Source organism: Vibrio pomeroyi (assembly GCF_024347595.1).
Classification (GTDB): Bacteria; Pseudomonadota; Gammaproteobacteria; order Enterobacterales; family Vibrionaceae; genus Vibrio; species Vibrio pomeroyi.
In genome coordinates this window covers 1,521,658-1,541,936 of record NZ_AP025506.1, presented here as the reverse complement: position 1 = coordinate 1,541,936, position 20,279 = coordinate 1,521,658, and the positions used below count along the sequence as shown (strand labels likewise).

Sequence of the window (20,279 nt, the reverse complement as noted above, 5' to 3'; positions counted from 1 at the left end):
GTTATTCCAACAACGAGAAAGTCTGGCCAGTTGCCAGACTTTTTATCTTCTGAACACCGTAAATGAGAACGTTCAGAAACTATTGTTGAGACTTAAGTTCTGAAAAGTAATCTTGCCAACTAACATGCTTGCGCCCTGCAGCTTGTTCGAAATGACTCGGGTTATCCGACTTCCCTTCAAGGATGCCTTGATAGATACCCGCAATAACCGTTCCAATAAAGTCACCCAATTCAGCTACTCGGTCTAGTCGATACTCTTCAACACTCATCGATGTGAATGTAAGATCGGTCCCAAACGCGCCATTCATGTAATCCGTTAGTTGTGCTTGAGTAATGGCATCGCCATGTAGATTGTAGGTATTGCCGTTGTGTTTATCTTCAACAAGCATGCGGGCGTATGCGTAACCCAGCTCTTCTCGGGTTGTATAGCCACACTTGCCTTCACCTGCGCAGTTAAAGATGCCCCCTGCTTTCTTGTAGCTATCGATGTATTCGATGTCGGGTTCGATATAGATACCATTGCGGCCGTTCACCCATTCCAGTCCACTCTCACGGACATCTTGCTCTGTTTGACGGTTACTTTGAATAACAGGGGAAAATGCCGTGTTCTCCTCGGCCCCTTGTACGCTGGTATAAACAATCTTTCTCACGCCTGCCTTTTTGGCGGCTTCAATCACATTACGATGCTGTCCAATACGCTTATCCGGAGCATCCATACCAGACACTAACAAGACAACATCCACACCTTGCAATGACTGTTCGAGCTGGTGAGCATCCTCATAATCACCCGGACGTACTTCGACTCCCAAGCCGAGAGCGCGCTCTGGTGTTCTTGCTAGAGCGACCACTTGATCTTTCGAGGTTAATTTGACGGTGGCTTCTACGATAGCAGAGCCCAACTTCCCACTTGCGGCGGTAACAGCAATCTTCATCCCTTATCCCTCTTGGTCATCGAGCAGTTATCTTTATACATTCAGTAATATACTAGACCATCTCAAAGCTTAACTTGGTCGAATTCACAGGCTCGAACGACCGACGTGAGAAAAATAATGAAGCGAATCATCTGGTGGGAAGCTGAAAACTCATATCAGTTTCATCAGTCAGACGAAACCTGGACTCTAATCATTAGAAAGGTGAAACGAGACTTCACAACACTGAAGCCATAGAGGTTCGGATAGCAAAGAAACGGATGGGAATTGATTTAAAAGTGGATTGGCGAAGGTCAGATACAAAAAGACCACGCTAGGCGTGGTCTATTGCTTGGCTACTTCTCGATTTTAATATTTTCGACACGGGCCTTTAGTTTTTGTCCCGGTCTAAAAGTAACAACACGTCGAGCAGAAATTGGAATGTCTTCACCAGTTTTCGGGTTACGACCAGGTCGCTCGTTTTTCTCGCGAAGATCAAAATTACCAAAACCAGACAGTTTTACCTGTTCGCCATTTTCGAGCGCTTTACGAACTTCTTCGAAAAACACTTCCACCGTTTCCTTGGCATCCCGCTTGCTGTATCCGAGTGTCTCAAACAGGTTCTCAGCCAAATCGGCCTTCGTGAGTGCCATAAAACTTTCCTCAAAGCTATGTTAAACATTGCTACCATCGCCAGTAGCGCCAAAGCATTTACCCTATTCAATCAATGAGATAAGGTCATTTACAAGGAAAGTGTATGCCAAGCTTCTGATTTTCGCCAACTTTTTTATCTGAACTATTGAATTATTCTTTCAAATCAGAAAGATAACTCGCTCCTAAATTCACACATATAGCTAAAAAACCTCTACTTCATAGCCATCAAACAGAGTTATATTCCAACCAAATCAACTTAACCAATATTTAAAACTTTAGTTTTCTAAATATTAATTTCTGAGACTTGTCTCCGATACCCAATAAAATCAGCCACTTGATTTGATATCGAACTCAACAGAGGTTACTAAATAAGCGTTATTAAATATGAGATTCGTATCATTTCAGCATTTAATTCGATTGGGTCAATATCGAATTCAGATATGTGCCGCGCTCGTCGACGTTTTAAAACGGTATTGCCCAGCTGAACCTCTGTTTCCAATCTTAAAAACGTCGCGCTTCCTTATTTCATTTAAAACTAATAATAGTCACACTTAGTACTAACAAAACCAAAAGTACGTTTTACCGCTCAAATTGTTATGTTATAACATCTCTATGTTATTTTTAATTTAGTGGATTGAATGAGAGACGTCGAAGCGATCATTAAGCATGTAAAACAAGGCTGCAAAACCAATGGCAAACAGTTTACGGCAAAGAGGCTGTTGATATTACGTGCGTTGGTACACGCCGACAAAGCGCTGTCTGCCTATGAAATTGTCGATTACTGTAAAGAGCACTTTGATCAGAATGTTCAGGCAATGTCGGTTTATCGAGTATTGGAGTTCCTAGAAGAGCACCACTTGGCGCACAAACTGAAAGTCTCCAATAAGTTCATACTTTGCGACCATATTCTTTGCGAACATGAGCATGGCATCCCCCAATTTTTGATCTGTTCCAAGTGCGACAAGATCAGCGAGCAAACCATCCACCCTGCCATTATTCGTGACCTTCAATCTCATGCTAAACAAGAAGGCTTCACCGTTGTTAGCCCTCAGTTAGAGATAAGCTGTGTGTGCGACGAATGTGCGAACCAAAATGAGCCCGCTTCCACTCAATGATGCTCCTACTCTCTTAAACACTCTCAACAGTATTAGCCCTATCAACAAGGAGAAAGTGAAACGCTATGTCTGCAACGCTCATAAAGAATGCCCGCATGGTTAACGAAGGCATCGTCACCGAAACAGATGTATTGGTCGTCGACCAGCGAATCGAAAAGATCGCAAACCACATTTCACCAAGCCCAAACGATGAGGTCATTGACGCGCAAGGCTGTTACCTAATTCCTGGAATGATTGATGACCAAGTTCACTTTCGTGAGCCGGGTTTAACTCACAAAGGCTCAATCGCCACTGAGTCACGAGCTGCGGTTGCAGGCGGTATTACCAGCTATATGGAGATGCCAAACGTAAACCCTGCAACAACGACCATTGAAGCCTTAGAAAAAAAGTTCGATATTGCAGCACAAAGCTCTCTAGCAAATTACTCGTTTTATCTGGGAGCGACCGAAGACAACCTCGAACAAATTAAGCGTCTCGACCCAACTAAACACTGTGGTGTTAAGGTGTTTATGGGCGCTTCAACGGGCAACTTGTTGGTTGAAGATCCTCAAGCACTCGATGCCATATTCCGTGATTCTCCCGTCCTAATTGTCACCCACTGTGAAAGCGGGCCTGTTATCGCCAAGAACCAAGAACAATTAAGAAAAGAGAAAGCGGTTTTCACGATTGAAGATCACCCCATTATAAGAGACGACAAAGCTTGTTATGCCTCTTCTTCTTATGCGATTGAGCTAGCTAAAAAACACAACAGTCAACTTCATGTGCTGCACATCACGACAGAAAAAGAACTCGCTCAGTTTGAAGTCGGCCCCATTCAAGGAAAACGCATTACCGCAGAAGCTTGTGTCCATCACCTATGGTTTAGCAACAAAGATTACGCAACGCTCGGTAACCAAATTAAGTGCAATCCAGCCGTCAAATACCCTAGTGATAGAGACGCTCTATTAGCAGCGTTGAGCACAGGCCAAATCGACATCATCGCGACAGATCACGCGCCACATACATGGGAAGAGAAACAAGTTCCTTACGAACAAGCACCTGCCGGCTTACCTCTGGTACAGCACGCCTTATTGAGTCTGTTTGACCACGTGCGAGCTGGAGCCTTGACTGTCGAACAGGTGGTCGAGAAAACCTCACATAACCCAGCGATCCGTTATGCGATACAGGAACGCGGCTATATCCGTGAGGGCTACTTCGCCGATTTAGTATTAGTCGATCCACAGACACCAACTCTAGTCAGTAATAACAACAGCTTGTATCAATGTGGGTGGTCACCGTTCGCAGGGCACGAATTCTCTGCTCAGATCAAGCACACCTGGGTCAATGGCGCCAAGGTGTATAGCAATCCAGAATCCCCTGAGAACCAACATACACATACCGCTGATACATCAAAAGACATATCGGGTGACATTGTCACTCCAGCAATGAGGCTGTCATTCGAGCGCTAGTCCATCAGTTATTACCATCAATAAAAAGAAATCAATATGTTAAGAAGAAATCCAAGCGGTCACATGCCTGAAGTATCGGAGACCGCTTTCATTGACCCGACCGCCATCATCTGTGGCAAGGTCATCATTGAAGACAACGTCTTTATTGGCCCTTACGCTGTGATTCGTGCTGACGAGGTCAACGAACAGGGTGACATGGAAGCCATTGTGATTAAGCGCGACACCAACATTCAAGATGGTGTGGTTATTCACTCAAAAGCTGGCGCAGCCGTCACTATTGGTGAACGCTCATCCATTGCTCACCGATCTATTATTCATGGTCCTTGTCAGGTCTGTGACGACGTATTTATTGGCTTCAATTCCGTCGTCTTTAATGCGGTGATTGGCAAAGGTTGTGTGATTCGCCATAACTGCGTGGTAGACGGACACGACTTACCTGAGAACTTCCACGTACCACCAATGACCAACATCGGTTCAAGGTTTGATTTGAACAATATCTCAAAGGTACCACCTGAGTATTCTGCGTTTTCAGAGTCCGTTGTTTCGGCAAACCATACCCTTGTTCAAGGTTATAGGAGAATTGCCAATGAGCTCTGATGAAAAGCCTCTCTTGGGTATTCCAACCAATATCATTACCGGCTTTCTCGGCGTAGGTAAAACTACCGCGATTCTCAACCTAATGAAGAACAAGCCTGCAGATGAGAACTGGGCGATTTTGGTGAACGAATTTGGAGAAATCGGCGTAGACGGCAGTTTGATACAAGGGAACGACAGCAAACAACAAGTGTTTATCCGAGAAGTGCCTGGCGGCTGTATGTGTTGCGCGGCTGGTTTACCGATGCAAATAGCGCTGAATCAACTGCTGTCTGAGGCAAAACCTGATCGCTTGTTGATAGAACCTACCGGGCTTGGTCACCCTAAAGAAGTGTTAGAAGTCTTGTCTTCTGAGCACTACCGTAAGGTGTTGTCACTTCAGAAGAACGTGACTTTGGTCGACGCCCGTAAGCTATCTGACACACGCTACTCTGAACACGATACCTTCAATCAGCAAATCACCATTGCCGATACCATCGTGGGTAATAAAGTCGATCTCTACAAAAGTGGCGATGCAGAAAAACTGGCTGAGTACGTTGCACAGGTTTGTCACCCTGACACTAAGCTGATCTTTGCTCATCATGGTAAGATCCCATACGACGAGTTTGATGGAAACAGTAATTTCTATCACCACCAAGCTCATAGGCACCATCACCACCATCACCATCACCATCATAAGCAAGATAAGCCACTCGCTTCAGAATTACCGATGCCAGAGAGCGGTATGATAAAGGCGAGCAACCAAGGTGAAGGGTTTGAAAGTATTGGTTGGCGATTCGCGGCTGACAAACTGTTCGACCACCAGCGTTTACGACGATTTCTAGTCGGCTTGAAAGTCGAACGCATGAAAGCAGTGTTCATTACTCCAAATGGTATCTTTGGCTACAACTTAACAGAGGATGGTTTGACCGAATCAGAACTCGATGAGTGCAGTGAAACCAGAATTGAAGTCATTGGTTACAGCATCGACAGTGACCTAGAAAACCAATTGTTGGCGTGTCAGATCTAACCAGAACTGGTTAATTCTCCCACTCCCTAAAATCAAAGCCCTGTACCGTCCTAAATATGGTTGACACATTTCCAACATGAAATTGGAGAGTGTCATGAAAACAACAAGTAGACGTACTCAACGAGATTATTCTCTTGCCTTTAAATTGGCAGTAGTAAGCCAAGTTGAAAAAGGCGAAATGACTTATAAGCAGGCTCAAGAGCGTTATGGGATCCAAGGTCGCTCTACCGTTTTAGTTTGGCTTCGCAAACATGGTCAACTAGATTGGTCTAAAGGAATAGAACAATCGAGAGCGTTAGGAGCGACTATGTCAAACTCTTCCTCAACTCAAACCCCAGAGCAACGAATCAAAGAACTCGAACAGCAATTAGAAGAAACTCAGCTTAAAGCTGAGTTCTTTGAAGCGGTTGTAAAAGTCATGGATCGAGATTTCGGTGTCCGAATCTCAAAGAAGCGCAAGGCCGAGTTATTAAGGAAAAAACGGTCAGAAAGTTGACCGTCACTAAAGCTTGTCACTTCATCGGTATTACACGACAAGCTTTCTACAAGCGCTGTGTTGCGGAAATTCATCAGACAAAGAAAGATGAATCAGTACTCGGTTTTGTGAAGGAGCAAAGGATGATGCACCCTCGTATAGGAACTCGTAAGATCAAGTATTTACTTGCTCAGAACGATATTGAAATCGGGCGAGACCGCTTATTCTCTCTACTGAGAATGAATCGATTATTAGTGCAGAATCGAAGGGCTTATCATCGAACCACAAACAGTAATCATCGCTTTTACTGCCATCCAAATCGAATCAAAGAAGGCTTAATACCGGAAAGACCAGAGCAATTATGGGTTGCCGATATTACTTATCTAGCAACGCGGTGTGGTAGTACTTATCTCAGTTTAGTGACGGACGCTTATTCAAGAAAAATCGTGGGCTATCACATAGGTGATGATATGAAAGCTCGCACGGTCAAGCAGGCCTTTTTAAACGCGTTGAAAGAGCGGAAGAATACAGGTGAGCTTGTTCATCACTCAGATCGAGGTGTTCAGTACTGCTCTGTTGAATACCAAGAGTTGCATCGACAGTATGATGTATCTTGCTCAATGACTGATGGCTATGACTGTTATCAAAATGCGTTAGCAGAGAGGATCAACGGAATATTGAAGATGGAGTATCTGTTGAATAAACCGAATGATTTAGATGAAGCAAAGAAAATGGTCGCCGAATCAGTAAAAATCTATAATGAATATAGGCCTCACACTGCTCTAAAATACAAAACGCCCGATGAAATACATCGAGCGTTTTAGTCAATCAAGTGTCAACCCATATCAGGACGGTACACCCTATGAATTGATACATTCATAGGGCTTTTTAACTAATCCGTTATAGGTTCAACACGCTATTTCACTGAGACCAAACGCTTCTCGGCCAGTGCCATTGCAATGTTGGCTTTAGCGTAAGCACTTTCATTAATGAAATGTGGATAGATCTCTCGTTCGCGCTCCCAATAGATATCATAGCCAAAGAAAGTCGCGAGTATCGGCTCACCTTGCTTCACTACCTCAAAATCTCGACCACAGATCGCTGGATGCACGGTAGCAACGCGCATACCATCGGGGCCAAGCGGAACGTTCACCTCTTCAACATAGAAAAAGGCATCGTAGTCTTCTAACGCTTGTACTTGCTTGAGGTTGTGCTTCTCGACGTAATCAAGAACCATCGTCAGCATATGCTTCATCAATTTAAGTGTATCGAACTTCAGTGAGCCATGTGCCTGAGCGCCAACTTCAATCATCACTCCACACTTCCCGGCAGTACAAAGGTAAGGCTGCTCATCCCAAGGCTTTCTATCTTCAAACAGAATATTAGCTTCTGGCATTCGTTGTTTCACATACGCGCCCATTTTTTGATAGAAAGTATCATTGGAAAGTAAGATTAATGTCGCCCCCATATTGCTGGTTGTGTTGTGCAAATCCACAATCAGTTGTTGCTCTGTGCTCGCGTGTCTATCTATAAACTGTCGCGCCACTGTGTACTCAGCTAAACCGGCAGTGTCGTCGTGGTTAGCATTAGAAAACTGACGGTTTAGATCCGTATCAAGATATCGAACGTTCTGCTCTACCGCTTTAGGGTTTGCGATAACTGAATTCGTAGAGAATGTCGAACGATCGGCGGCATACATACGCTCTTTGATCAGTTTGTTTAGGTAGATTCCAGAAAGCTCGTTACCGTGAGTTCCGGCAACCAGTAAGACTTGATTGATGTTATCCATGTAATTGATTTCCAAGTATCGAAAGTGCAAGTCACCCTTGCATTGTTGTTATGATATAACGTAACAACAATATACCTATTTCTCCAGAAGACTTAACGAGCAAGCATCAGATAATTCAAAGGAACTATGAGAACGCTAAACCGCAACGATTTTTCACCTCGAAACCTACACATGAAAAGGCCCCGCGATTGCGAGGCCTTAGTTCCTTAATCAACACTGTAGCTTCAATGATTAGTTTACATCGCGCTTATTTACCGCGAACGACATCATGATTGCTTAGCGAGTTTTCCTGCTGATTCTTTGTCATCTAATGTTTTGGTGATCGCAGCCTTCGCAGGTTTTACGATTAAGCCAATCCCGACTAAAAACAGCACAGATGCAACCACTTGTGCGACTGATAATACTTCGTCATACATAAAGTAACCGCTGATCAATGCAAAGATTGGCACGAGCAAGGTTAACGATGCGGTAGTGCTTAACGGATATTGGATTAACAACTTATTCCACACCCAGTAACCAAACAATGTCGTAGGGTAAGCCTGAAACAACACTGCAATCGTTGTGTTCCAATCCCATTGTTCCATCCCCTGCCAGATAATTTGATCACCGTGTAGCATCACGGCAAACAACACCAAAGGCACTGGCGCAAACAACATTCCCCATACATTGAATGCAAAAGCCTGCTTAGTTTTAGATGCTTTAACAATCACGCCCATTAGCGTCCAACTGCACGCTGCAATCATAATCAAGATAACGCCATTAACGGTGACATTGCCCTCTGCAGCCGAGACTAAGACCGCGAGTGCACACATAGCTAACATCGCACCCATTAACTTACGAACCGATGCACTTTCTTTGAAAACCCATACCCCAACGGCCATACCGATTAATACGTTGGTAGAAAGCAATACCGACGACAACCCTGATGAAAGCCCTGCTGTTATTGACCATGAAGCCATGCCCCAAATACCCACACCAAACACGAAGCCGTAACTCACTAAATAGCGCCAAGCGACACTCGGTCTCGCCACAAAAAATATCACTGGAATCACCGCTAGCGAGAAACGTGCTGCGGTTGCCAACAACGGATGCACATTGGTCACACCCATTTTGATCATCGAGAAATTGAATCCCCAAATTGCCATCACGAACACCGCTAACAACAAATCATTTCTTTTCATACTGACCCCTCCTTTTGTTTTGAAAGAGTATCCCTTGAACAACAAAACCGGTACAGATACAATTTTTACAATAAAAACCAGTACAGTTAACAACGGTCGTGACCATGAGTATCTACAGAAAACTTGCGAATCAGTTCATTGATGAGATTGAAACCGGGAAAAGGCCCGAAGGTGGGCGTATGCCTTCGCTTCGTCAATTAGCTAAACAGCAAGCCATCAGCATGTCGACCGTAGTCAGCTGTTACCAAGAATTAGAATCACAGGGTTGGATTCATTCTCGCCCGCAAGCGGGGTATTTTGTCTCGCCTCACAAGCCTGTTCATTCAACGCCTGAGTGGGCACAGTTTGAGAGTAAAGTTTCCAAAGTCAGACAAACTTCATCGACTCATAACTCAATCAATGGACCTTTAGGAGTCTCTAGCACCACTAATGATGAACAATCGATTGTTGAGCTAGAACGCAGTTTCCGCCGTTCTATCAAACGTATGGGCGACAGGCTTAATCACTACCCTGATACACAGGGCGAGCCAATGTTAAGACAAGCTTTGTCCACCCACTTCGCCAAGCTCGATGTGCACTTTTCACCGGACGAAATGGTGATCACTGCAGGCTGTATGTCGGCGATTAAAGCCGCTCTTGAATCCTGTACCAAAGAAGGTGACACCATTGCTATCAGTTCTCCTTGCTTCAACGGCATTCTGGAGTTGCTTGGCAAGATGTCGCGTCAGATCATAGAGATCCCGTCTTTGGATGACGGTGTCGACCTACAACAACTGGAAGCACATCTAAAAAACAAACGTGTGGATGCTGCGATTTTTTGTACCTCTCATATGAACCCTCAGGGGATCAATATGTCTGCAAGTCAAAAGCAAAAGCTGGCTGAGTTGGCGAATCACTATCGAGTACCCATCATTGAAGACGATGTGTATTTGGAGTTGTCATACTCATCACACACGCCACTGCCTGCAAAATACTACGACAAAGGTGGATACGTGTTGTGGTGTGGGTCGGTATCGAAAAGCCTTTCACCCAGTTATCGTTTAGGCTGGTGCTTACCGGGAAGATACATAGACGAGTACAAGGCTCAGTTTTCTGCTGCGAGTTATGGTGTTGCCCTGCCGACTCAACTTGCGGTTGCTGACTTTATCGAGTCTGGCCAATACGCCAAACACGTTAGAAGAAGATGCTCTCAAATCCTCTCTTTACGTCAGCAATACCTCAGCTATTTAGCCCAACACCTTCCTCAAGATGTGAAGATCAGTAACCCACAAGGTGGCATGGTGCTTTGGTTACAAATACCCAATCTAGATCAGCCAGCATTTACTCAAGCGGTAGCCGCACAAAAACTTGATATCAGGCTTGGCTATCTGTTCAGCACTCTTGATCTCTACAGCAACTGCCTACGCATCAATTTTGGTTATTCGCTAGAGGGAGAAGCCAAGCAACAATTGGATGACTTGATTAAAATTATCCATCGATGTGTCAATGGTTAGACTGTTTTCAAAGCTTTCTCTCACAGCTTTGATTCTTAGCCCCTTCATCGCTATTTGTTATAAAAGAGGCGGTTATTATTCTGATTAGAATTGGGTTAAAGCTCGTTACCGTAAGGAAATCCCTTCGCCTCAAAACCCTTAAATGCTGAGTTTGCAAGCACCCACAAAATTATGCAACTTGGCTAATGACACATCACTTTTTATCTTCAATATACAGCCGTCAGCGCTGGCGTTATCCTGTATTTGAAGAGAACTATTATGAGTGATAAAACCAAAAACAAACCATTACCTTCCTTTATTGAAGAACGCTTGAGCTTCTATATTCAAGACCTAATCACCCAGAACCAAAGCCAGAAACACTTGGTTTTGGGTAAACGTCCATCGCGCGACTCCGTTGTCATGCAAAGCAATGATTATTTGGCTTTGTCGCACCACAAAGCAATCCAACAAGCTCACCAAGCGGCGATCAGCGACCACGACGACAATGTGGTGATGTCTGCGATTTTCTTACAAGATGCAGAATCTAAACCTGCGTTTGAAACCAAACTCGCCAACTATGTTGGAATGGAAAGCTGCCTGCTTTCTCAGTCTGGTTGGGCGGCCAATATTGGGTTACTTCAAACGATCTGTCCGCCAAATACACCTGTGTATATCGACTTCTTTGCGCACATGTCGCTATGGGAAGGTATTCGTGCGGCCGGTGCGGCAGCTCATCCATTTATGCATAACAATATGAGTCACTTACGTAAACAACTGGAACGTCATGGCTCTGGTGTGATTGTGGTCGACTCGATTTACAGCACCATTGGTACCATTGCCCCGCTCCGCGACATCTACGAAATGGCGCAAGAGTTTGATTGTGCTGTTATCGTCGATGAGTCCCATTCATTAGGGACACACGGTGACAAAGGTGCAGGCTTGGTGCAAGCGCTTGGGATCACTGAGCAAGTCGACTTTATCACGGTCAGCTTGGCAAAAACCTTCGCTTATCGTGCAGGCGCGATCCTTGGGCCCAAACAACTCTCTGATACTTTGCCGTTTGTTGCTTATCCCGCCATTTTTAGCTCAACCGTATTGCCACAAGAAGTGATTCGCTTAGAGAAAACATTAGAGGTAATTAAAGGTGCAGATGACAAACGAGAAGCCCTGTTTAAGCGAGCACAGTCGCTTGTTACGGGTCTAAAACGGATCGGCTTTAACATCCGTAGCGAATCTCAAATCGTCTCGCTAGAGTGCGGAAATGAAAGAAATACAGAGCGAGTACGCGATTTCCTTGAAGAGCGAGATGTGTTCGGCGCAGTGTTCTGCCGTCCAGCGACTGGGAAGAATAAGAACATCATCCGATTTTCAGTGAATGCCGACATGACGCCACGCGACGTTGACCATGTGCTCACGGTTTGTCACGAGGCGTACCATCACCCAGAGTTAGAGTTCGTATAACTCTGAACACACTAATTCTTTAACTAAAAAACGGCAGGACAGAATGGACGCTACCATGTCGCTAAACAAAAAGAGCCCAGCAATTCGCTGAGCTCTTTCTTGTATTTGAGTCACCTACAAAATGGTTGTGTAGATCAACCTATGACATTCACTAGATCCAGTGAGCAATCTTATCGAACAGTCGGTTTTTATCAGCGGGTTTGACGATGAAATCAGACATGCCTGATGATTCCATTTTCTCCAAAGTGACCGGCGAACTGTCACCGGTATGGGCAATAATCGGCACTGAAGAGTAAGCCTTGTTGGCACTTCGAATTCGGCGAGAAGCTTCCACACCATCCATGATGGGCATTTCGATATCCATGAGAATTAAGTCAATATCATCACTATCCAACGCGTCTAACGCTTGCTGACCATCTTCTTTTTGCACAACATCAAAGCCCTGCTTTTCCAGTAACATCGCGGTAAAACGACGCAGAGATTCGTTGTCATCCACGACCATGATCGTACGCTTATTCGCAACCTCTAGCGGTTTCACTGGTACAGATGGCATCACGTAATTGGAATCGAACAGTAAACGGTCGATGGTCGCTTTGGTATTGAGTAGCCAAACCTGCGTTTCCACCCAAATAGGCTCAAAGGAGACGTTACGTACACGCCTAATCGGATGATGCTCATAGAGATAAATGATTCGAGCTTCGGTAAACGAAAGTAGTGATTCAATTCTCTCCAAGCAGCTAGCTCGTAGATCCAAGCTCTCCATATCAACGAACACCAGATCAAATTCGAACTGATATTCCTTATTTTTAAGCGCAGAAGCGACATCCATAATAGTGAGGTCAAAGCCCATAAAACGCGACATCTCGGTCATTTTACTGGTCAGAACTTTCTGGTCACTGATCATCACCACGCTCTTTAACTTAGTCAGCTCGCTCTTTATCTCTTTGACTGAGTTGGATGTCAGAGATGGAAACGTCATCGTGAATTGCGTCCATTGTTCCACTTCCGACTGACATTTAATTTCGCCACCAAACGAGCGCATTACCTTCTGACAAAATGGCAAGCCTAAGCCGTAGTTACCCGATTGGCCTGTGGTGTAGAAGTCTTGGAAGATACGTCGAATCACATCGCTTGATATGCCAGAACCGTTATCCGTCACCATGATTTGATTGGTGACTTCATCACTGCACATCGTGACATGAATATGGAAATCTTCCGGGCTGCGATGGTGGAATGCGTTCTTGAACAAGTTGTACATCACGTACTTCAACAAGGTATCGCTACCTAAGAAGTCAAAGTCGCTTTGTACGTCTAAAGAGATTGCCGATTTATCGGCTGCGCGTTTGTAATTAAAGCTGGCAATCGAATCCTCAACGACCGCTTGCGCCGAATGCTTTTTAAAGGTCGAGCGAGATACGCGGTTTTCATCAATTGAAGTCAGTAGCAGATCAATCGTCTCGTTACCTGAATGGATGATCTCCATCGCTTCATCACCCACTTCTCGCAGCTGGATAACGTCTTCATTGCTCAGCGCATATTGCCCTTTATGGTCGCCACTTTTAGGGTTCGGCAGTATGGATTGCATAACATCAATAGACGTTAATAAACCACTTAAAGGGTTTCGCATCTCATGGGCAATACCGGCACCAAAAGACTTTGCCAGTGATACCTTATTTTCATGTTCCACCTGATTACGGAAATAGAACAAGTTACCGAACAGGTAGATAAACAAGAAGATGGGCACATGCGTCCAGTCCATTGTAATTTCTAGGTAGAAGCCTTGTGCCACCCAAGCACATAACGTCGCAATTCCGATTCCGGCAAAAGTTTGTGCGAACATGACCTTAGTGACGTGCACCAACAAAATATGCAGGAATATAGCCGACATAAAAGACATGACCCAAACGTTGGACCAATTGTTCATCAGCAGCATATAAAAGAAGAAACACGGCAAGCAGAGGGTTACCGCAACTTGGTAATAAGCCGGAAGGTATTTGCGCCATTCAAATGGCACACGATTACGGAAAATGATGCCTAAGAACAGTACCGAACACGTTAGACGCAGCGGTAGGTTTTCATAAGGTTGAGGGAACAAAAACTCCCACACAATGTAGTAAATGGGAAAGCCGACAAAGCCCATCCAACCCACAAGGGTGAGATTAGGTTCTGCGTATTGATAAACTTTGCGAATAGCGTTCATACGAAATACTTTGTTCTCTAAGCCCTAACGTTTACTGGTTCTATGGTTTAATTTTTATTCTTATATTTAGGCGCCGATTATATTACACATCCCCTGCCAGCAGTGAGGTTTCAATCAAATATATATGAAGGTATTTGCGTTTAATCTTAGTTTTTGGGGCTTATGTATGTGCTTATAAAAACAACAAGGCTCTTTAGTCAATACTGAGCTAAAGAGCCTTACTTTTCATATTTAGCGGTCACAGTCGAGCTGTAGTGCTAGCCAATGTACTTAGCGAATTGAATCAAAAGCTAACTGAGCTCGAGTTTCGCGTTTATGCTAACTATCTCTTTCTGCCATTTCTGTTGCAGATCTGGCTTCTGGTGTTTCGCTTTGCGTGACTGGTCTTGTGTTAGTAACTCTTCCAACTCTAATAGCCTTTCCAACAGCAACTCTTCGTCATTTCGAGCTTGCTCATGGTGTTGATTTTCAATGGCAGAAGAGCGTGATCGCACAGTGCTCGGAGTTTCCCCTCCCGCCTCTAAGCTATCAACTTGATTACCGACAGACATGGCGTCATAAACCGCGTCTAGATAAGTCATTTCCACCAGCTGACTGTCATTGATATACCAGAATCGATTACATGAACTTTCGATGAGCTCTCGATCATGGCTAACCAACAACAGGCCGCCTTCGAAACGAGTTAAACATTCAGCCAACTCTTCCTTGCCTTCAATATCCAGGTGGTTCGTTGGTTCGTCAAGCAACAGGAAGTGATACTTAGCCAAAGATAGCCCGACGAACAATAGCCGGGAACGCTCGCCACCACTCAGTTCAGCGATCTTTTGATCGTGTCTCTCATAAGAAAAACCCGCGCTGATCAAAGCCATTTTTCTGGCTTCCTGAGAAACCGGATAAAACGGGTACAACGAATCTATCAAAGAATGTTCATCGTACAGTTGGTTCAAGCTTTGGTCGTAATAACCCACTTCAGCTTGAGGATGGAAGTAACCATTATCTTCAAGTTGAGAGGCTTGATAGCTTGCCCATAGCACCTTCAACAATGAAGATTTCCCTGCGCCGTTCTTACCTAAGATAGCGACTCGGTCACCGCTCTTAACCTGCTGGAACAGAACTTCAAACAAAGGTGCTTGATCTTGCGCGGCGGCGATTGGCACCGAAGCTAGTTCAAGTAAGCGATTGGCCTTCATTGACTCACCTGACAGGCTTAGTGTCCATGGTTCAATCGTATCCAAACGGGTCATGGTCGTTCGTAAACCTGCGGCACGTTTCTCCATGCTTTTGGCTTTGCGTGCTAGGCCTTCGTTATCGAAATCCCTACCCCAAATAGCTAATCGCTGTGCACTCTTTTCAATGCGGTTAATCTCCTTTTGCTCCGCTTCTTGCCTTTCAGCGTCAGCTCGGTCTTTCTCCTCTAAAGCCTTCCTTGCTTGTGTGCAGGTTTGACTAAAGGTTTGCAGTTTTTTATCACGCAGTACCCAAGTACAGTTAGTTACATGATCGAGTAACCTTTGGTCATGTGACACCATCACAAAAGTGCCCTTCCAATCCATCAGAAATTGCTCTAACCAAAGCAAGGTTGGCAAATCTAAGTGGTTGCTCGGTTCATCCAGTAGCAGAACGTCGGGTTCGATAATCAGGGCTCTTGCCACCAGTACTCGTGCGTATTGACCGCCACTTAAGGTGCCAATCGGCTGATCCCAATTGCTTTCGTCAAAGCCTAAATTAAACAAGATGATTTGAGCACGCCATTGCTCAGAGAGTTGGAGCTCAGGTGACAGGTTATCGACAACAGAATCGAGCATCGACATAGTCAGCAGTCGTTTAGGAAGATGTTGCTCAATAAGCGCAACTTCGGCATAAGAGGCGAATGAAACACTACCAACATAGTCTGGTAAGTCTTTGTTTAATAGACGCAGTAATGTGCTTTTTCCACACCCATTGCTGCCAATTAGGCCAATGCGGTCACCCTTTTTAATGGTGAAAGAAAGCCCATCAAATAAGCGGCATGATGTTAGATCGTAAGAAATAGATGATGTAGATATTAATGTAGTCATTTGTTTACTCAAGTTTCAAGCGCAAGAAAGCGCTGTCGTCATTCGCTGACAACAACCAAGTAAACTAGAGTGAAGAAACTCTATTGAGGGTTATGTTTAATGCTTCGCTCAAGTTTTGGTTATCGCAGCACGATAGTGTTAAAACTTGAGTTTTGGTCGTACCAAAAAATATGCGCAAAGTTAAATTCACACACTTTCATAAAAATCCTCCTTATATTTGTATTGAGTTGAAGATTCGCGCTAAAAATAAATCACATTAATCGATGAGTCAAAATATTTAACCGCATTCGGCTTAGCTTGCATTTACGGACGTTAGGTCACCGTCACTCTGTGCATTTTCCTTGTCGTATCGCCGTAATCTATCACCGCGTAATGTTGCGTTACCCTGTTATCCCAGATCGCCATTGATCCTTTATCCCATTTAAAACGAACTTGAAACTCGGGACGTCTTGCAATTTCGAACAGTTGGCTGAGTAAAGCATCACTCTCTTGGCGGTGGAGCTCATTGATATAACGCGTAAACTGCTCATTGATATAGAGCGTTTCTTTACCGGTTTCTGGGTGAACCTGAACAACCGAGTGAACGACTGGAGGATTTTCCCGAGCAGTTTTGATTAACGACTTGTGCCAATCAAGCTCAATTTTATCCGACTCTATGCCTTCAAACGCCACCAGCGAATGGGTCGCTGACAAGCCTCTCAGCTTTGCTTTCATGTCTTCATCTAACGATTCAAACACAGCCACCATCGAACACCACATCGTGTCCCCTCCCACGCTGGGTACATGCTGAGCATGCAACAGAGAAGCTTTCGATGGCAATTCACGCCATGTTAAATCCGTATGCCAATAGCTTTCCATCGGAGCATTGCCACGCGTTGTTTCTATCACACTGACCTGAGGCACATGTTCGACGCGAGGAAAAAACGGATGTGCTGGTTCAAGTTGTCCAAACCGCTCTGCAATCATCAAATGCTGTTGTGGCGAAAGGGTTTGATCATCGAGAAAAATCACTTGATGAGTTAGAAGCGCCTGATAAACCTCATCAAGTTCAGTCGCACTGCATGTAGCGAGGTCAACGCCTTGAATACGAGCACCGATGTGAGGGGTAATGGGTTCTATTTTCAACATAAACTCGCTTATTGATGATGTGACATTTCAGAGTCAATTTAGATACTGACTATTAAACCAGATAATGGCGAGTTTTCTTTCCACACGCTGCTAATACATCAAAAAAAGAGCCCCTAAATAGGTGCTCTTTTTGTTTTTTGATACTTCCTGTATCCGTAGACAAGTCCAATCTGTAGTACTTTCACCGAAAGCCAGATCATCGATATCTCCAGTTGTGTATCACCAATAAATCTAGCACATAATCTTCAGGCTTTTCTGAGACACAACCGAGATAATCAACTTAGTGCCATTCCATCTCACCACTTAACACTTTGGCACCCAGTTCTAGATCGCCTTCCGTCGCCTTAAATTGTGGGTATGCTTTCTTCATGTAATCAACGATCTCAACAGACGTTGGCTTACTTGTACCTGCCAGCGCATCTTCGATGTCAGCTACGTAATCCAATGTAAATTGCACGCCATTTGTACCCGTTGGCATTTCACCTAAGTAGTGACCCGGAATGACCACTTCAGGCTTAAGTGCTTTCATGCGCTCTAATGATTGTGACCACTGGCTACGAATCTCTTTTGATGCGGTATCTGCCATCCATACATGCACGCCGTTATACACCGACACACCACCAAACACAGTTTTCTCAGACGGAACCCATAAGTAAGCTTGATGTGTGTTGATTTCTCTCACCTCGATGGTTTCACCTTCAATACTTAGCTTGGTGTCGTTAAGAACGGTTGGCACAATAACTTTAGACGGTGCGTTGTCTTCTAAAATTGGCCCCCAATATTCGAGCTTGGCATCTTTGGTGCGCTTGATATGTGCAACAACCGCATCACTGGCAACGATCTCTACGTTTGGAAATGCCGCCACAATCGGTTCTAAGCCAAAGTAGAAATCTGGGTCACCGCTGCTGATGTAAATCATCGATAGCTCTTTGCCAGTCGCTTTGATTTGATCCACCAGCTTTTGCCCGTCTGCGACACTAAATTGTGCATCAAACAGAATCACTTCTTTCTCTCCTGAAACCAGCACAGAGGTTGCTGGGAATATTGCATTTTCACCCGGATTGTAATGAGTGATGTTTAACTCCGCTGCAGAGACAACACCCGATGCAGCTAGCATAGCTCCTAAACTCATTGTTCCTAAAAGCGCGGTTCTTGATAAAAGGTTTTTAGATAACTTCTTCATAGTTTTATTCCATTATTCGGAGCTGAACGCCTGCCAACTCATTGAGTGTGCAAATATCTTATTTGATTGGATTTGGATAAAATAGACATCAAATTGACTTTCACTGTTGCGGTTTTCGGACATATACTCATTTTTCGTAGCGATTAGATTCAAAAATCATTTGGGTAATAAGAACAATGGATAAACTCGAGGCAATGAATGTCTTTGTCACCATCGTTGAGCGTGGCAGTTTGAGTGCAGCAGCCGAACACCTTGAGCTTTCTCGAACCAAAGTCACACGCTATTTGGGTGAACTCGAAAATTGGATGGACACTCGCCTGCTTCACAGAACCACTCGAAGCTTGAGCTTAACCAGTGCGGGGAAAGAGACGCTTGAAGTCGCGAGAGAGCTGCTTGCCCTTGAAGCATCGTTAGCAGGTATCAGAAACCAAAGCCGAGAACACTTGAAGGGCCAACTTCGTATTACCGCGAGTTATTCCATTATCGACAGTTTCTTAATGGACGTGATCAGCCGCTTCATCGACAAATGGCCCGAGGTTTCGATTGATATCGTCTCTACCGATCAAACAGTCAACCTTGTTGAATCACGCATCGATTTGGCTATTCGCATAACCAACGAGCTAACGCCCAATATTGTCGCGAAGCAGCTTGGTGAATGTCGTTCAGTGATTTGTGCGTCGCCTCAATATTTAAAAGAGAAAGGCACACCCAAAGACGCGCAAGATCTAGCGCACCACAACTGTTTGTCATTCAGTTACTTTGGTAAAACCGCATGGACGTTCAATGGCCCGAATGGATTGGAATCAGTGCCGATTAAAGGGAACATCAGTGCGAATACGTCTGAGGCTCTGCTTTCTGCCACACTCAAAGGCAACGGTATCTGCTTACTGCCGTTTCCTTCGGTAGAAGGCTTAATTGAAAATGGGCTATTGGTGCCTCTGCTCTCCGAATGGAAACCGAAAACGCTAGGTGTGCACGCGGTTTATGGAACGCGTAAACAAGTCACACCGCTGTTAAGAGTCTTTATCGATCACCTATCTAACGAGATGGAACAGTCAACAAGTTGGTAGGTAATCCTTGTCATTAACAAAGCTGATGCGGAATAAGGATTATTCATTTTACTTATCTTCCACCCGACTCTATCGTGGTTAGATTATCCAGTCCGCATCAACGAGTGCGTTAATACTATTAGGGAAATATTTATGGCTGCCATTACCGATTTAGACATTTTGTTAAAGTCCATGTCACCAGAACTCATTGAAGGTAACTATGTTTTTTGTACTGTCGACGGAGCGTTGGCAGACTATATTCAACTCGACCCAATCGCGACCTTTCGAGAAAAAGAAGGCTTAACCTTAGTACTCGCTGAGGATGCAGCACGCCACGCTCAACTCAATTTCGATGGTGTGTTTAGCTTGATTACTTTGTCGGTACACTCAAGCCTTGAAGCGGTTGGGTTAACGGCTGCTTTCGCCACAAAGCTAGGTTCATACGGCATTAGCGCCAACGTAATTGCTGGCTATTACCATGACCATATCTTCGTTCAGAAAGACAAAGCAGACGAAGCAATGAGCGCCCTTAGAGAGTTTTCAGAAGCGAGCTAACA

General features: G+C 44.6%; 17 protein-coding genes. 9 read left to right on the top strand and 8 right to left on the bottom strand.

Annotation, left to right across the window (positions count from 1 at the left end):
• Positions 1–79: 79 nt before the first annotated feature.
• Positions 80–931, bottom strand: a complete 852-nt coding sequence (locus OCV12_RS06885) for an SDR family oxidoreductase (protein ID WP_261885726.1) — start codon at positions 929–931, stop codon at positions 80–82.
• Positions 932–1,263: 332 nt separating this feature from the next.
• Positions 1,264–1,560: an integration host factor subunit alpha gene (gene ihfA, locus OCV12_RS06880; RefSeq protein ID WP_004734853.1), complete on the bottom strand. Its 297-nt coding sequence runs from the start codon at positions 1,558–1,560 to the stop codon at positions 1,264–1,266.
• Positions 1,561–2,199: 639 nt separating this feature from the next.
• Here ihfA and OCV12_RS06875 point away from each other — a divergent pair.
• The 5 genes from OCV12_RS06875 to OCV12_RS06855 all read left to right on the top strand — a co-directional run bounded on the left by OCV12_RS06875 (position 2,200) and on the right by OCV12_RS06855 (position 7,026).
• Positions 2,200–2,676 (top strand): Fur family transcriptional regulator, encoded by a 477-nt coding sequence (locus OCV12_RS06875; protein WP_176681401.1) that lies wholly within the window; start codon positions 2,200–2,202, stop codon positions 2,674–2,676.
• A 65-nt stretch (positions 2,677–2,741) separates the two neighbouring features.
• On the top strand, positions 2,742–4,124 hold the full coding sequence (locus OCV12_RS06870; protein ID WP_261885725.1) for a dihydroorotase: 1,383 nt from the start codon (positions 2,742–2,744) through the stop codon (positions 4,122–4,124).
• Between the two features lie 36 nt (positions 4,125–4,160).
• Complete coding sequence (locus OCV12_RS06865) at positions 4,161–4,721, top strand: LbetaH domain-containing protein (RefSeq protein ID WP_261885724.1); 561 nt, start codon at positions 4,161–4,163, stop codon at positions 4,719–4,721.
• Positions 4,711–5,727 (top strand): CobW family GTP-binding protein, encoded by a 1,017-nt coding sequence (locus OCV12_RS06860; protein WP_261885723.1) that lies wholly within the window; start codon positions 4,711–4,713, stop codon positions 5,725–5,727. Before OCV12_RS06865 ends, OCV12_RS06860 begins: the two co-directional genes overlap by 11 nt.
• A gap of 94 nt (positions 5,728–5,821) precedes the next feature.
• Positions 5,822–7,026, top strand: a protein-coding gene (locus tag OCV12_RS06855; protein ID WP_261884783.1) for an IS3 family transposase whose coding sequence is annotated in 2 segments (ribosomal slippage) — positions 5,822–6,209 and positions 6,209–7,026 — 1,206 coding nt in all. Because the reading frame shifts where the segments join, the coding sequence is not laid out codon by codon here.
• Positions 7,027–7,118: 92 nt separating this feature from the next.
• Here OCV12_RS06855 and OCV12_RS06850 read toward each other — a convergent pair.
• Together OCV12_RS06850 and OCV12_RS06845 are read right to left on the bottom strand one after the other, a co-directional pair.
• The gene (locus OCV12_RS06850; protein ID WP_261885722.1) at positions 7,119–7,991 is read right to left on the bottom strand and encodes an aspartoacylase; all 873 of its coding nucleotides are present in this window, start codon (positions 7,989–7,991) and stop codon (positions 7,119–7,121) included.
• Between the two features lie 266 nt (positions 7,992–8,257).
• Positions 8,258–9,172 carry an EamA family transporter gene (locus tag OCV12_RS06845; RefSeq protein WP_261885721.1) on the bottom strand — a complete coding sequence of 305 codons (915 nt, stop codon included), beginning with the start codon at positions 9,170–9,172 and terminating at the stop codon, positions 8,258–8,260.
• Between the two features lie 104 nt (positions 9,173–9,276).
• Between OCV12_RS06845 and OCV12_RS06840 the strand changes: the two genes are divergently transcribed.
• Together OCV12_RS06840 and cqsA are read left to right on the top strand one after the other, a co-directional pair.
• Positions 9,277–10,665, top strand: coding sequence for an aminotransferase-like domain-containing protein (locus OCV12_RS06840; protein WP_261885720.1), 1,389 nt, complete (start codon positions 9,277–9,279; stop codon positions 10,663–10,665).
• Between the two features lie 258 nt (positions 10,666–10,923).
• Positions 10,924–12,105 carry an alpha-hydroxyketone-type quorum-sensing autoinducer synthase gene (cqsA, locus tag OCV12_RS06835; protein WP_261885719.1) on the top strand — a complete coding sequence of 394 codons (1,182 nt, stop codon included), beginning with the start codon at positions 10,924–10,926 and terminating at the stop codon, positions 12,103–12,105.
• A gap of 151 nt (positions 12,106–12,256) precedes the next feature.
• Here cqsA and OCV12_RS06830 read toward each other — a convergent pair whose 3' ends face one another.
• From OCV12_RS06830 to OCV12_RS06815, 4 genes are all read right to left on the bottom strand, one after another.
• Complete coding sequence (locus tag OCV12_RS06830) at positions 12,257–14,305, bottom strand: ATP-binding response regulator (RefSeq protein ID WP_261885718.1); 2,049 nt, start codon at positions 14,303–14,305, stop codon at positions 12,257–12,259.
• A 290-nt stretch (positions 14,306–14,595) separates the two neighbouring features.
• Positions 14,596–16,362: an ABC-F family ATP-binding cassette domain-containing protein gene (locus OCV12_RS06825; RefSeq protein WP_261885717.1), complete on the bottom strand. Its 1,767-nt coding sequence runs from the start codon at positions 16,360–16,362 to the stop codon at positions 14,596–14,598.
• Between the two features lie 312 nt (positions 16,363–16,674).
• On the bottom strand, positions 16,675–17,490 hold the full coding sequence (locus tag OCV12_RS06820; protein WP_261885716.1) for a TauD/TfdA dioxygenase family protein: 816 nt from the start codon (positions 17,488–17,490) through the stop codon (positions 16,675–16,677).
• A 280-nt stretch (positions 17,491–17,770) separates the two neighbouring features.
• Complete coding sequence (locus tag OCV12_RS06815) at positions 17,771–18,673, bottom strand: Vmh family MBL fold metallo-hydrolase (protein ID WP_261885715.1); 903 nt, start codon at positions 18,671–18,673, stop codon at positions 17,771–17,773.
• 176 nt (positions 18,674–18,849) lie between these two features.
• Here OCV12_RS06815 and OCV12_RS06810 point away from each other — a divergent pair, with 176 nt between their 5' ends.
• The gene (locus OCV12_RS06810; RefSeq protein ID WP_261885714.1) at positions 18,850–19,743 is read left to right on the top strand and encodes a LysR family transcriptional regulator; all 894 of its coding nucleotides are present in this window, start codon (positions 18,850–18,852) and stop codon (positions 19,741–19,743) included.
• A gap of 132 nt (positions 19,744–19,875) precedes the next feature.
• A complete protein-coding gene (locus tag OCV12_RS06805) occupies positions 19,876–20,277 on the top strand; it encodes an ACT domain-containing protein (protein ID WP_261885713.1) in 402 nt (133 codons plus the stop codon).
• Positions 20,278–20,279 lie beyond the last annotated feature (2 nt).

Bases quoted from the DNA above. Each gene is read 5' to 3' on its own strand.
- OCV12_RS06885 (WP_261885726.1), bottom strand. From the start codon at position 931: ATGAAGATTGCTGTTACCGCCGCAAGTGGGAAGTTGGGCTCTGCTATC.
- ihfA (WP_004734853.1), bottom strand. From the start codon at position 1,560: ATGGCACTCACGAAGGCCGATTTGGCTGAGAACCTGTTTGAGACACTC.
- OCV12_RS06875 (WP_176681401.1), top strand. From the start codon at position 2,200: ATGAGAGACGTCGAAGCGATCATTAAGCATGTAAAACAAGGCTGCAAA.
- OCV12_RS06870 (WP_261885725.1), top strand. From the start codon at position 2,742: ATGTCTGCAACGCTCATAAAGAATGCCCGCATGGTTAACGAAGGCATC.
- OCV12_RS06865 (WP_261885724.1), top strand. From the start codon at position 4,161: ATGTTAAGAAGAAATCCAAGCGGTCACATGCCTGAAGTATCGGAGACC.
- OCV12_RS06860 (WP_261885723.1), top strand. From the start codon at position 4,711: ATGAGCTCTGATGAAAAGCCTCTCTTGGGTATTCCAACCAATATCATT.
- OCV12_RS06850 (WP_261885722.1), bottom strand. From the start codon at position 7,991: ATGGATAACATCAATCAAGTCTTACTGGTTGCCGGAACTCACGGTAAC.
- OCV12_RS06845 (WP_261885721.1), bottom strand. From the start codon at position 9,172: ATGAAAAGAAATGATTTGTTGTTAGCGGTGTTCGTGATGGCAATTTGG.
- OCV12_RS06840 (WP_261885720.1), top strand. From the start codon at position 9,277: ATGAGTATCTACAGAAAACTTGCGAATCAGTTCATTGATGAGATTGAA.
- cqsA (WP_261885719.1), top strand. From the start codon at position 10,924: ATGAGTGATAAAACCAAAAACAAACCATTACCTTCCTTTATTGAAGAA.
- OCV12_RS06830 (WP_261885718.1), bottom strand. From the start codon at position 14,305: ATGAACGCTATTCGCAAAGTTTATCAATACGCAGAACCTAATCTCACC.
- OCV12_RS06825 (WP_261885717.1), bottom strand. From the start codon at position 16,362: ATGACTACATTAATATCTACATCATCTATTTCTTACGATCTAACATCA.
- OCV12_RS06820 (WP_261885716.1), bottom strand. From the start codon at position 17,490: ATGTTGAAAATAGAACCCATTACCCCTCACATCGGTGCTCGTATTCAA.
- OCV12_RS06815 (WP_261885715.1), bottom strand. From the start codon at position 18,673: ATGAAGAAGTTATCTAAAAACCTTTTATCAAGAACCGCGCTTTTAGGA.
- OCV12_RS06810 (WP_261885714.1), top strand. From the start codon at position 18,850: ATGGATAAACTCGAGGCAATGAATGTCTTTGTCACCATCGTTGAGCGT.
- OCV12_RS06805 (WP_261885713.1), top strand. From the start codon at position 19,876: ATGGCTGCCATTACCGATTTAGACATTTTGTTAAAGTCCATGTCACCA.